Genomic DNA, 12,570 nt, shown 5'->3' with positions numbered 1-12,570 from the left:
GACGTCGCCAAATAGCGACCGGGTCGCCACTTCGTCAGCTTCCCCGCGGGTACTCCTTGCCGAGATCGAGCCCGCCTGCGACGTCACGATCCGCGTCCCCGTCGTCGTCTGAGTTCCCGCCTTCGGGCTCCTCCTCGTCGCCGGGACTCACGCTGCCGGTCCGGTAGCCGGCGAGATCGAGGGTAACGTGGTCGAAACCGACGTCCTCGAGGTGTTCGGTGGCGGCGCGGGCGAACTCCGGATCGAGGGCGTCCTCGAGCTCCTCAGTCGCGATCTCGATGCGCGCGAGCCCGTCGTGATCGCGGACGCGGAACTGCGAGAAGCCCCACTCCCGCAGCAGGCGCTCGGCCTTCTCGACGCGCGAGAGACGCTCCTCCGTGACCTCCAGTCCGGTGGGGATCCGCGAGGAGAGACAGGCCATCGACGGCTTGTCCGCCACGGAGAGGCCGTAGGCCTCGGCTATCTGCCGCACCTCGGATTTATCGACGTCGTGTGTCAGGAGGGGAGACCGGACCGAAAGCTCCTCGACCGCGCGCAGGCCGGGGCGATGCCCCTCGCCCGGATCCGAGGCGTTCGTCCCGTCACAGACCGTGTCGATCCCCATCTCGGTCGCCTTCTCGTACATCCGGCCCAGCCGCATCGTTCGGCAGTGGTAACACCGATCGCCGTCGTTGGCCACGAACTCCGGATCGTCCAGTTCGGAGAACTCGACGATCTCGTGGCGGATCCCGATCTCGGTAGCCACCTCGACGGAGTCCTCCAGCTCCGCGGCCGGAAGCGTCTCGCTTTTGGCGGTGCAGGCGACGGCGTCCTCCCCGAGGGCGTCACGCGCGAGCGCCGCGACCACGGACGAGTCGACGCCGCCGGAGAAGGCGATCAACACTTCACCGCACTCCGAGAGGGACTCCCGGAGGAGGTCGACCTTCCGTTCCAGCGACGCCGAAAGCGCCTCGCGGTCGAGTTCGACCGACGCGTCCGGCGTTCCCGCCGACCGCCCGGCGTCCGTAACCGTGTCCATGACCGTCCGTTACACCCGAGGGAGAAAAAGGGCGTCGTCGTGTTCGTCGATCGGAGGTGGTCGCGTTCTCTACTCATGGTCGACTTCGGGTTGGCCCCCGCCCCGCGACCCGCACCCTTTTGACCGTTCCCGAAAGAACCCGGGGTGATGGAACTGGAGGCGATCCCCGGCGTCGGCGCCAAGACGGCCGACGCCCTCCACGAGCTGGACGATCCGGAGGCCGCGCTTCGCCGCGGCGACGTCGCCGCGATCGCGAGCGCGTCCGGGATCACCCACGGCCGGGCCGTCCAGATCGCCCGCGGGGCGGTTCGCGACCGCCACGGCGACGACGGGCGCGTGCTCGCGACCGATCGCGCACGCGAACTCTATCGCGACGTGATCGGCCTGCTCAAGGACCGGGCGGTCACCGACTACGCCGAGACGCGCCTCGAGACGTTCTACCCCTCCGCGTCCCGGTCGCGGATCGAGGAGGTCCGCTCGTTCGTCGCGGACGCGATGGAGCGCGAACCGGACCCGGCGGTCCTCGAGGCGCTCTCCGGCGTCGAGCCGATGGAGTCGCCGGGAACGGTCCGCGTCCGCGAGCGATGTCTGGCGACCGCCGACGCCGAACGCTACGCCGAGGCCGAGGCGGCGATGCCCGAACTCTCCGTCGAAACCGCCGAGGACGTCCGCGACCTCTCCGAGCTCGCGCGGTCGTACGCCACCGTGATCGTCCTCGACGAGTCCTTCGCGGGCCTCGACGTCCACGGCGACGTCCGGGTCCGTCCGGACGCCCTCGAGACGCCCGCCGAGACCGTTCCCGAGCGCCTCCTCGCCCGATTCGCGACGAACCGGGACCGGCTCCTCGCGGCCGCGGCGGTCCACGAGGCCGCCGACGTCGACCCGCCGTGTGACCTCGAGGCGCTCCGGGACGCGCTCTCGCGGGTCGACGACGACGGAACCGTGATCGGCGACGACGAGTTCGACCGGCTCGCGACCGCGGTCGACGACCTCGATGCGGCCGTGGGCACCGCCGAGTCGGTCGCGAACGACCACCTCCGTCAGGCGATCCGCGAGCGGGACGTCACCATCGAGGGACAGGACTTCCTCTCGCTCGTCGAACAGGGCGCCCGCGTCGACTCGCTGCTCTCGCGCGAACTCGCCGACGAGTACGACGCCGCCCTCGAGCGGGCACGCGATCACGTCGTCTCCGCGTTGCGGCTCGACCCCGGCGAGGCGGAGATCGCAAAGCGCGTCTTCCCCGAGGGGGATCCCACGTTTCCGGTCGAACACGACGAGGAGACGGTCTCCCGCCTTCGAAACGAACTCTCGACGGCTCGCGACCAGCGTGCGGCGACGCTCAAAGCCGATCTGGCCGAGGACCTCTCGGAGCTTTCCGATCCGGCCGACGATCTCGTCCGCGACGCGCTCGAACTCGACGTCGAACTCGCAGTCTCCCGATTCGCCCGCGATTTCGACTGCACGCTTCCGACGTTCGATCGCGATCGCGGCTTTCGGATCGTCGAGGGGCGATCGCCGCTCCTCGACGTCTCCTACGCGGATGCGGAGCCGGTCGATTACGCGGTGAGTGGCGCGACGCTGCTTTCGGGGGTCAACTCCGGCGGCAAGACGTCGACGCTCGATCTCGTCGCGCTCGTTGCGATCCTCGCCCAGATGGGTATGCCCGTTCCGGCCGCCGAGGCCCGCCTCGAGCGCTTCGAGGAGATCCACTACTACGCGAAGTCCCAGGGGACCCTCGACGCCGGCGCCTTCGAGGCGACGCTTCGGGAGTTCGGCGACCTCGTCGAGGGCGCGGACGGCCGGCTCGTGCTGGTCGACGAGCTGGAGTCGATCACGGAACCCGGCGCCTCCGCGAAGATCATCGCCGGCATCCTCGAGGCGCTCGAGGACCAGGCGGCGACCGCGGTCTTCGTCTCCCACCTCGCCCGGGAGATCCGCGAGGCGGCCGACTTCCCGGTCGCCGTCGACGGTATCGAGGCCACCGGACTCGAGGACGGCGAACTGCGGGTGAATCGGTCGCCACAGAAGGACCACCTCGCCCGGTCCACCCCGGAGCTCATCGTCGAGAAGCTCTCCGGCGAGCGCGGCGGCGCGTTCTACGAGGACCTCCTGGAGAAGTTCTGAATGCTCCGGATCGCGCTCGTCCCCCTCGTCGCCGTCCTCGCGATGCTCGCGGCAACCGTCGGCCCGCTCATCGCGGCCGATCGCTTCCTCGCGACCCGCGAGCCGACGCCCGCGGAGCGCGATCGCCTCGCGGAGCTTCGCGAGGCGGTCGGACTCGACGTGTCGGCCGTCGCCGTCATCGAGGAGACGACCCGAAGCCCGGAGATCACGGTCCGCGGCCCGCCCGGACGACGCGTGTTGTTCGTGACGCCGGACGTGCTCGGCGTCGACGGAGAAAGCGATCGAGACGCGACTGACATCGATGGACACACCCTCGATGAAATCACCGTCGAGGCGTTGTTCGCGGCCGAGGTCGCCCGCCTCGATACGTATTACGGCGAATTTCGGGCCGTCTCGGTGGCCGGAGTGGTGTCGATCCTCGCCGCGATCGTCCTCACGCTCGTCCCCTTCGACGACGGGTTCACCGCGCTCCTCGCGGTCGGGCTCGTCTCGCTTTGGGCCGGACGGCGGATCCAGTACGCCGCCGACGCCCGCGCGGCCGATCGCGTCGGCGCCGACCGGCTGGCAGACGCCTTCGAGCGCGCGGCCGACCGCCGCGGCGTGGAGCCGGAACGCGGCGGGTGGCGGACGGCCTTCGAGGTGCAGCCGCCGCTCGGGGATCGGATCGATCGGCTGCGCGAACGCGGCGGGTAGGAACCGTTCCCACCCCGGGCGATCGGGCCTACTCGAACCCCTCGATCAGCGCCGGAACCACCTCGAAGAGGTCGCCGACGATCCCGTAGTCCGCGACGTCGAAGATCGGCGCGTTCGGGTCGGTGTTGATCGCGACGATCGTCTCCGCGCCCTTCATGCCGGCGACGTGCTGGACGGCCCCGGAGATGCCGATCGCGACGTACACATCGGGCGTGACGACCGCCCCGGACTGGCCGACCTGGCGGTTCTTCGGGAGCCAGCCGTTGTCGACGATCGGCCGCGAGGCCGAGACCGTGGCGCCGAGCGCGTCCGCCAGATCCCGTATCAACTCCAGGTTCTCCTCCTCGCCGATCCCCCGGCCCACGGAGACGAGCACGTCGGCCTCCGTGATGTCGACGTCGCCGGCGGCGATCTCCTCGTAGCCCCGGACGCGAACGCCGGAGTCGCCCGCCTCGGCGTCGACGGTGGTCGTCTCGACCCTCGCGTCGCCGGTCCCTCCCGCGGCCGGCCACTCGCCGCCGCGGACGGTGACGGCGAACCGATCGCCTGTCACCTCGACGGTCGTCTCGACCTTCGAGCCGTACATCTCGCGGGTGACGGTGAGTCCGTCGTCGTAGGCGAAGTCGATCGCGTCGGTCACGAGCGGGAGGTCGAGACGCTCGGCGACCGCGGGCGCGTAATCGAGCCCGTTGACGGAGTTGGGAACGAGAAGCGCCGTCGGGTCGAGTTCCCCGTGGAGGGTCTCGACCGCCCGCGCGTAGACGCCGTGGTCGAACTCCTCGCCGTTCTCCACGGCGTGGATCGCGTCGACGCCCTCGCGATCGAGCGCCTCGGCGAACTCCTCCGTCGCCCCCGAGATGACCGCGACGTGGAGCTCGCCGCCGATCGCGTCGGCCAGTTCGCGTCCTGCAGTCACGAGCTCGTAGGAGACGTCGCGAAGATCGCCGCGGCGATGTTCCGCGATGGCGAGGACGGCGGCGGTCATCAGGCGTCCACCCCCCGATCACGGAGGACCTCGGCAAGCCGAGTCGCGGCCTCGCCGGAGTCGCCCTCGATGAGTTCCGCCTCGGAGTCGCTTTCCGGCTCGTACATGCTCGAGAGCGTCAACGCCCCCTCGACGTCGGCCTCGGAGAGGCCCAGATCGTCGAGCGTTCGGACGTCGATCTCCTTGCGTTGCGCCTGTCGAATCCCGCGCAGGCTGGCGTATCTCGGCTCGTTCAGCCCCGTCTGCACGGTCAGGACGGCCGGAAGATCGACCGTCGCGACCTCCTCGATCCCGCCCTCGAGTTCCCGTCGAACGTTCGCCGTTCCGGCGTCAGCGTCCACCTCGAGGTCGTTCACGACCGCCGCGTGCCGATAGCCGATCCGCTCTGCGAGCGCGACGCCGGTCGCCCCGAAGGCCGTATCGCTCGCTTGAACGCCGGAGAGGATCAGGTCCGGCTCCTCGCTCTCGACGACCGCCTCGAGGAGATCGACGCGGGTCTCGACGTCGAGGAAGGCGTCGCGGAGCGCGTCGTCGAAGACGCGAACCGCGCGGTCGGCGCCCTTCGCCAGCGCGGTGCGGATCGTCTCCTCGGCGCGTTCCGGCCCGATCGTGGCCGTGACGACCTCCTCCGCGACGTCCTCCTCGGCCAGTCGCGCGCCGGCCTCGAGCGCGTACTCGTCCCACTCGTTGATCCCGTACTCGAGGTCGCCCTCGGCGATCCGGGTCCCCTCGATCGCGAAGTCGTCGCCGACCTCGCCGACCTCCTTTACGGTCACGAGAACCTTCATCGTGGATCGCTACCACCGACCGCGAGTAAGGGTTTTCGAAAGCCGTCCGCGTCCTTTGGCGATGCCCCGTCAGTCTCCATCCTCTCCGCTCGGACTACCCTCTTCGTTCGGATCGTTCTCTCCGTTCGGATCATCCTCCCCCTTCGGACCACCCTCTCCGCCTTCATCGGGCGTGTGATCCGGAAGCGAGATGAGGTTCTCGCGCCCGAGCCGGAGCTTCTCGACGCGTTCCGCCTCGGCCATCGCCGAGAGGAGCTGGGAGACCTTCGCGTCGGACCAGCCGGTCTCCTCGACGATGGCCGCCTGTCGCATCCGTCCGCCGCTGTCCTCGAGCAGCCGCTCGACCCGTTCCTCATCCGACAGCAGCGAGGGGTCCGGCTCGGCGGTCCCCTCGGAGTCGTCCGGTTCGTCCCCTGCCGTTTCCTCGCCGTCCCCGACGTCCGATTCACCGTCAACTCCCGAATCGCCGGTTGTCCTCTCCCGTTCGGCCGAGGCGCCAACCCCTTCGGGTGCGCTCTCCGTTCCCGTGCCGTCCGTTCCGGGACTCGGCTCCGACGTCCCCGTCCGCTCCGTCGACGCAGCGTCCTCCGTCCCGGAGCCGTTTCCGGACCCTGTTTCGCTCCCGGCTTGGGTCCCCGATCCGCCCCGAGTCTCCGAGGCGTCGTTTCCGTCGGTCGAGGCGTTCGATCCCGAGTTCCCGATCGGGACGTCGATCGACGGCCCCGACTCGTCGGTTCGCCGATAGGCCCACAGCCCGCCCGCGATGGCGATCGATCCGACGATCACCGCCGCCGCGAGGGCGAACCACGGCGGCCCCGTGACGGGCTGTGTCGTCGGCGTGTAGACGACCACGATGTCGTCGTCCGGCTCGAACGTTCGCGGCCCCTCGATCACCACGGCCCGGTCGTCGAGCGAGAGGCCGATGCCCGGAAACGAGTCGACCTGATAGCCCTCGGGCGGCTGGATCACCATCCGCTGGTTCGTTCCGAGCGACTGGAGCCACGTCTCGCCGTCGGCGGTTCGGAAGGCATCGTCGAGGACGAGCTGGTCGCCCTCCTCGCGGAGGAACTCGGTCCAGGTGAACGAGAGGCGGAGCTCGCCGACCGCGCCCTCCTCGCCGGCGATCTCGATCCCGCGATCGATGGCGGCCTCGCGTTCGACGTCCATGATCTCCATCTCGCGTCCCGACGCCTCGGCGGCGCCCGCGGCGAGGTTGACGTACAGATCCGCGGACGGTCCGACCTCCCCGGACTCGAAGCGCGCCGCCACGCGTTCGAACGCCGTCGTCTCGTTGTCGTTCGTCAGCTCGTACCGAACGACGACGGTCCAGTCCGCCTCGCGCGTCGACTGGAGGTCGATCCGGAACTCCGTCTCGGGGGTCACGTTCGTCGTCGACAGCTGGCTCGGGTCCGCACCCGGATCCACGGCGCTCGCGCCCGAACCAATCGCGTTCGCGCCTGAACCGACGGTGTTTACGCTCGGATCGACGGGTTCGGACGCGAGTGCACCCGCGCTCGCGACGGACCCCGGCCGCGCGTCGACCGGCGCGGCTCCGGCGAGGACGCCCCCGGCGACGCCGGTTACCAGGAGCAGAGTGGCGAGAACGACACGGAGGGCGGGTCGCCGCATACAGCCGTTCCCTCTCGTGCGCTCGGCAAAATCCTTTTCATCGCCCGATTCTCCGCCACCGATCGCCCGATCGATGGGTGTATTTTTTAACCGATGCCGCCGGATCTCCCCCCGATGAGGGTCCTCCCCGTTCTGCTGGCGGTCGCCCTCCTGATCGCGCCGGCGACGGCCGGGTTCGCCGTTGCGGGGGCCTCACCCGCGACCGGGGCCGACGATCGACCGGCGATCCTGACGGAGCGATCGCCGGACGCCGTCGACCCGCTCCGCGAAGAGGGGCCAAATCGCGGAGCGGATGCCGTCCTCGTGGATGCCTCGACCGTCCGACAGACCGGGACCGAGGACGGAACGGATGGCAACGGGACGACGGAGAACGGATCGGACGCCCCCGCGACCGACACGTGGATCAACGTGCTTTCCGCGCCGTCCGACTCCGCGACGTCGGTCTCCATCGGTCACCATCGCGCCGACCTCGGTCCCGCGAGCCGGATCGAAACGGCCCGTACGACCGCCTCGATGCGCACGGAGGCCGCGATCGCCCACGTCCGGGCCGCGAACTCCTCCGGCGAGCGTCAGCGGCGGCTCGTGGCCGCCGAGGCCGAGGTCAGGGACGCCGAGGCCCGCCTCTACGAGCGCCAGCGGGCCGCGATCGACGCCCACGCGCGCGGCGAGCTGTCCGACCGGGAGCTGTTCATCGAGCTCGCGGAGATCTCCGCCACGGCGGACGCGCTTCGCACGCGACTCGACGTGCTCGCCGCGCTCGCCGCCGAGACCTCCGGAACCTCGCTCGAGACCGATTCGCTCGCCTTCCGGTTGAGCGTCTACGACGGGCCGGTTCGATCCTACGCGCTTGAGACGCTTCGCGCGGGCGAATCGCCCGATCGGATATACGTGGAGACCCGGGAGGACGTCGCCGTGTTGGCCGCCATCGACGCCGACGACGGCGAGTACCTCAGAGAGGTCTATCGCGGCGACCGGTGGGACCGGGACGCCGCCGGCGACGCGGACGAGAGCGAGCGCGCGCTCGAGCGAACGCTCGCCGCGTACCCCCGCGTCGACGACCGGAGCCTCTCCGCGGACACGCTCGGGACCGACGGGCTCACCCGCGTCAACGTCCCCTTTGAGGGAGGGCGTCTTCGGACGTTCGTAAGCGGCGGCGACGGCGACGTCTTCATCGAACACCAGCGCCGCGATCTGGCGTCCTTCTCGGACTCCCACCGCCGATCGACGACCCAGGACGGCATCGAGGTGACCGTCGATGCGACCTACCCGGGCGGCCCGGTCCGCGTGACGGCCATGGACGTCGAAAGCGGCGAACCCGTCTCGAACGCCACGATAACCGTCGCCGCCGGCGACGACGACAGCGTCGAGGTCGGGTCCACGAACGCCGAGGGCCGCCTGTGGATCCTCTCACCCGATCGACCCTACCGAACCACCGTCGTCGACGATCCCCGCGTCGCGTGGGTTTCGGAGGTTACCCCCGTCACGCCGCCGCGGATACCCCCTCCCGAATCGGGGAACGAAGACGAAAGCTGAAGGGCTCCCGACCGCGCGTTCGATCCCCGTACCGGGCGTCTCCGGATGACTTTCGGTACGGGGCGTCTCCGGACTCCTCCTCCCGTGTTCCGTCCCGGGACGAGGGTTTTAGAGGGATACCGACGCAGACGGCGTGTGTTTCCGCCCGTCCCCCGCCCACGTTCGCCCCGAAGGATCGATCGGCCCCGCTTCGACCGGGCGTTCGCTCCCATCGCGGCCGTCTGTCTGCTCCTTCTCGTCGTGGTCCTCGGCGGCGGATTCGCCGCGATCGTCACGAGCGCCGCCGACCCGATCGACCCTGCGCCGACCGCCAGCCTCTCCGTGACCGTAGAGGAATCGACGGTGACCCTCTCACACGAGGGGGGCGATCCGATCGACGTCTCCGACGTCCGTATCAGCGTTCGCGTCGACGGCGAGGCGCTCTCCGAGCAGCCGCCGGTGCCGTTCTTCTCCGCGAGCGGGTTCGAGCCCGGCCCGACCGGCGCGTTCAACAGCGCGGGGACGACGACGCTTTCGGCCGGCGACCGGGCGTCGTTTTCGATCGCGGGAACGAACGACCCGGTACCGACGCCGGGAGCGACCGTCGAGGTGCGGATCGACGCCGGGTCGACGCCGGTCGCGCGACTCTCGACCACGGCAACGGAAGCGTGAGAGATGAGGAGAAACGGGGAGGGACGCGAGACCGGTCAACGACGGACGAGGGATCGCGGCGGCGCGCCGCCTACTCCGGGACGGTCGCGACGGTCGTGATGGCGCGTGGACTTCCGGGGCTGGCCTGCTGGATGTGGTGTTCGAACTCCTCGTACCCGGCCTGCCGGAACATCCGGTCGGCCTCGTCGGCGTCGTAGAACAGCATGATCGCGTCGGCGATCCGTCGTGCGATCCGCGAGTTCGGGTGGTCGGGACCGACGACGAGGACGGTGGCTCCCGGCTTTGCGACCCGACGCATCTCCTGGAGCCCGGCGACCGGGTGGGGCCAGTACTCGATCGACCCCGACGACCAGACGGCGTCGAACGTGTCGTCGGCGAACGGGAGCCGCTCGGCGTCCCCGCGGTAGAAGTTCACCCGGTCGTGTTTCCCGAACTTCTCGAAGGCCCGCTCCATCTGGTGGACGCTCTGGTCGAGGCCGTGGACGTCGTCCGTGTACTGGAGGATCCCCTCCGTTCCGAACCCGGTTCCACAGCCGACGTCGAGAACGCGGTCGCCCGCCTCGAGATCCATCCACGAGAGCGCCTCGTCGCGCATCCGCTCGTTCCAGATGAACGGGTTGATCCGGTCGTAGATCTTCGAGAGGTACCTGTAGAACGTCCGTGCCCTGGCCTTGTCCTCGAGAAGTCCCATTCGTGGGGCGATCTACGGCTCGGCTCCCCATAACGGTGCGGATCCGTCGACGCAATGCGGATCACCTCGCTTATTGGCGCTCGCCCGTTTCGATGTTCCATGCAGCCGACGACCGTCGGCCGGTTTCGGGTCCAGCGCCGCGAGGGCGACGCGTTCACGCTGGTCGAGGTTCCGGACGAACCCGTTCATCCCGACGACCCCGACGCCGACGAGGCGTACGCTCCGCTCCGGGCGGACGGCGATCACTCGGCGGACGTCGAGCCGCTGGAGCCCGGATGGGTCGTCGACGCCACGCTCGCCTGGTCGGACGCGACCGCCCGCATCGAGGAGTACACGGTCGTCCGCGAGACCCGGATCCACGTCGCCGACGAGGTCACGGGTATGTTCGAGGCGGCCAGGGAGGCCTGGCGGAACGCGCGCGCCGCCGGCGACGCGATGGTCTCGACGACGACCCGCGGACGCGACGGAACGCCGAACGGCGCGTTGTACCTGTTCGCGGATCCGCCCGGCCGCGACACGCTCTCCGCGCTCGCCGACGGATCGCTTCCGCTGGAACCCCTCGTCGCTCGAGTGAACGAGCGGCTCGACGACGGGGAGCCCCGTTCGGTCTTCCTGTTGCGTCCCGATTCGGACGACTACGTCGCCGTTCTGGTCGCCTTCCGACGTGACGGGATCCTCGCGCGGACGGTCCGGGACACCTACGACCTCGGGTCGGCGCTCGCCGACCGACTCGATGACCTCGAGGACGACGCCGGCATCTACGGGGAACTCGAGGAGAACGCGACGTCCTCGGACGGCGCTGATCCGTCGGCCCATTGATCGGCCGAGCCGTCGACCGTCGACCGACCGTCGACGGGCCGACGCTCGGCTGCCGTGACCCGCCGGTTCACTCGCCACCGTCGTCGTTCGACGGTGAGCGCTCCCGAACGAAGGCGCGGAGGTCCTCGGCGTCGCCGGTCCGGTCGTGGGTCAGGTAGTACGCCGCCGCGGCGTTTCCACACGCGAGGGCGGTCTCGACGGGCCACCCGGCGGCGAGCCCGACGGCGAATCCCGATCCGAACCGATCTCCGCCTCCGATCCGTCGGTCGGGATCCTCGAGCCGGAAGTTCTGAACGGAGACGACGTGATCGTCCCCGACCGCCATCCCGGCTCGCGGCTCGGCGTGCATGACGACCCCGGCGATTCCCGCGTGATCGCGGATCGCACGAAGCCGTTCGTCATCGTCACGGAGACGCTCGTCCTCGCGCTCGTGTGCTTGAGGATCGCTCGTGGACGGATCCGCGTCGATCGCCGCCGCGATCTCGCGGATCTCCGCGCGGTTCGCGTTCACGATCACCGCCTCCGGATCCTGTAGTTCTCCGAGCGCGTCCAGCAGCTCCGAGATCGCGTCCGGGTCGCTGCCGACGAGATCGCCCGGATCCACGAGGTGGATCTGCGGCGACCCGTTTCGAATCGTGTCGTCCTCATGGGTGGACGCGATCCGGATCGCCTCCGTCGTCCGGGGGAACGAGACCCAGTTGCACCAACAGACCACGTCGGCGTCGAGCGGGTCGACGGGCGACTCGAGGGCCGCCTCGAGGTCCGCGGCCCCCCACGACCGGACGTCACCGGATTCCTCGGCCAACATCACGGCGTCGTCCTCGAGGTCGAGTACCCTGACGGTCGCGGGCTCTCCGAACGAATAGGTCTCGAAGGGAAACGCGGGCATCTCGGGCGCGTCGAGGTGGCCACAAAGTGCGACCTTCGCTCCCAGTTCGTGGGCACCGATCGCCAGGTTCACCGCCTGTCCGCCGGGTTCCGTGCGCTCGGGAACGAGTTGCAGGGACTTCCGGCCGTCCTCGATCGCGGTCGCGAGCGCTGCTCGCGTGGTGAGTCCCCCTCCGACCCCGGTTTGGATCCGATAGCGCCGATCGATCGATCCGTCCGGGAGGGCCGAAACCCGCAGATCGCTGGGGATCTCCGCGAGGCGGTTTTGTAGGTCCACGTAGGGCGATTCGACGGGGGAACGCCCCTCCCCCGTGGCCGATGTCCCCGGTTCGGATCGCACGGCCGTGGTTCGGACCGGGTTCACTTGAGTGGTTCGCGTGCTCGAGTCCGATCGATCGACCGCGCCGCTCCGATGCGTCTATGTCGCGGCGGATCGAACGTCCCCACGTGAGTGAAAAGCGACCGGACCGGCCGCCGCTCGTGTCGTTTCTCGCCGCGCTCGACGTCCGGCGACACGCCGTCGTCGGAGGGATCGCTGGGGCCTGCGTGGCGCTTTCTGCCTACCTGTTTCGGGTCCTCGAGCTGTGGGGTCCCTTCCAGGGAACTCGCGAGTATCCCGTGATGGGTCCCGAGGGGTGGTTTCTCCTGCTCGCGTTCGTCCTGGCGGTCGCCTCCGGGACGCTCGTGGCGATCGCGCTCACGGTCCGTTCGGCCGTCCGCCGAAGCCGTGAGATCGCCGCCGAGGAGTAGT

At 69.8% G+C, this 12,570-nt stretch carries 12 protein-coding genes; 6 read left to right on the top strand and 6 right to left on the bottom strand.

Annotation, left to right across the window (positions count from 1 at the left end; translation table 11 throughout):
• Positions 1-34: 34 nt before the first annotated feature.
• On the bottom strand, positions 35-1,018 hold the full coding sequence (gene larE / locus ACFQE9_RS01045; RefSeq protein ID WP_379739163.1) for an ATP-dependent sacrificial sulfur transferase LarE: 984 nt from the start codon (positions 1,016-1,018) through the stop codon (positions 35-37).
• 147 nt (positions 1,019-1,165) lie between these two features.
• Between larE and ACFQE9_RS01040 the strand changes: the two genes are divergently transcribed.
• Positions 1,166-3,142 (top strand): MutS-related protein, encoded by a 1,977-nt coding sequence (locus ACFQE9_RS01040; RefSeq protein WP_379739160.1) that lies wholly within the window; start codon positions 1,166-1,168, stop codon positions 3,140-3,142.
• Positions 3,143-3,835, top strand: coding sequence for a peptidase (locus ACFQE9_RS01035; RefSeq protein ID WP_379739156.1), 693 nt, complete (start codon positions 3,143-3,145; stop codon positions 3,833-3,835).
• A 28-nt stretch (positions 3,836-3,863) separates the two neighbouring features.
• On the opposite strand, the gene ACFQE9_RS01030 is transcribed toward ACFQE9_RS01035, so the two are convergent.
• The 3 genes from ACFQE9_RS01030 to ACFQE9_RS01020 all read right to left on the bottom strand — a co-directional run bounded on the left by ACFQE9_RS01030 (position 3,864) and on the right by ACFQE9_RS01020 (position 7,237).
• Positions 3,864-4,820, bottom strand: coding sequence for an electron transfer flavoprotein subunit alpha/FixB family protein (locus ACFQE9_RS01030; RefSeq protein ID WP_379739153.1), 957 nt, complete (start codon positions 4,818-4,820; stop codon positions 3,864-3,866).
• Positions 4,820-5,608, bottom strand: a complete 789-nt coding sequence (locus ACFQE9_RS01025; RefSeq protein ID WP_379739150.1) for an electron transfer flavoprotein subunit beta/FixA family protein — start codon at positions 5,606-5,608, stop codon at positions 4,820-4,822. The genes ACFQE9_RS01030 and ACFQE9_RS01025 overlap by 1 nt, the downstream gene beginning before the upstream one ends.
• Positions 5,609-5,677: 69 nt before the next feature.
• A complete protein-coding gene (locus ACFQE9_RS01020) occupies positions 5,678-7,237 on the bottom strand; it encodes a DUF7345 domain-containing protein (protein WP_379739147.1) in 1,560 nt (519 codons plus the stop codon).
• A 114-nt stretch (positions 7,238-7,351) separates the two neighbouring features.
• On the opposite strand from ACFQE9_RS01020, the gene ACFQE9_RS01015 reads away from it, so the two are divergent.
• The gene (locus ACFQE9_RS01015) at positions 7,352-8,770 is read left to right on the top strand and encodes a DUF7094 domain-containing protein (protein ID WP_379739144.1); all 1,419 of its coding nucleotides are present in this window, start codon (positions 7,352-7,354) and stop codon (positions 8,768-8,770) included.
• A 135-nt stretch (positions 8,771-8,905) separates the two neighbouring features.
• On the top strand, positions 8,906-9,421 hold the full coding sequence (locus ACFQE9_RS01010) for a type IV pilin N-terminal domain-containing protein (RefSeq protein ID WP_379739141.1): 516 nt from the start codon (positions 8,906-8,908) through the stop codon (positions 9,419-9,421).
• Between the two features lie 70 nt (positions 9,422-9,491).
• On the opposite strand, the gene ACFQE9_RS01005 is transcribed toward ACFQE9_RS01010, so the two are convergent.
• Positions 9,492-10,112 carry a methyltransferase domain-containing protein gene (locus ACFQE9_RS01005; RefSeq protein ID WP_379739136.1) on the bottom strand — a complete coding sequence of 207 codons (621 nt, stop codon included), beginning with the start codon at positions 10,110-10,112 and terminating at the stop codon, positions 9,492-9,494.
• 99 nt (positions 10,113-10,211) lie between these two features.
• On the opposite strand from ACFQE9_RS01005, the gene ACFQE9_RS01000 reads away from it, so the two are divergent.
• Positions 10,212-10,931 carry a DUF6663 family protein gene (locus ACFQE9_RS01000; protein WP_379739132.1) on the top strand — a complete coding sequence of 240 codons (720 nt, stop codon included), beginning with the start codon at positions 10,212-10,214 and terminating at the stop codon, positions 10,929-10,931.
• A 67-nt stretch (positions 10,932-10,998) separates the two neighbouring features.
• Here the strand turns inward: ACFQE9_RS01000 and ACFQE9_RS00995 are convergent, their stop codons facing one another.
• Entirely contained in the window at positions 10,999-12,159 is a 1,161-nt protein-coding gene (locus tag ACFQE9_RS00995; RefSeq protein ID WP_379739129.1) for a PfkB family carbohydrate kinase, read from the bottom strand.
• An 80-nt stretch (positions 12,160-12,239) separates the two neighbouring features.
• On the opposite strand from ACFQE9_RS00995, the gene ACFQE9_RS00990 reads away from it, so the two are divergent.
• Positions 12,240-12,569, top strand: coding sequence for a DUF7536 family protein (locus ACFQE9_RS00990; protein ID WP_379739126.1), 330 nt, complete (start codon positions 12,240-12,242; stop codon positions 12,567-12,569).
• The last annotated feature ends 1 nt before the right edge of the window (position 12,570 follow it).

This window comes from Halopenitus salinus (assembly GCF_042662125.1).
Classification (GTDB): Archaea; Halobacteriota; Halobacteria; order Halobacteriales; family Haloferacaceae; genus Halopenitus; species Halopenitus salinus.
Note: the sequence above shows the minus strand (reverse complement) of the source record. Positions and strands in the feature narration are given on the sequence as shown.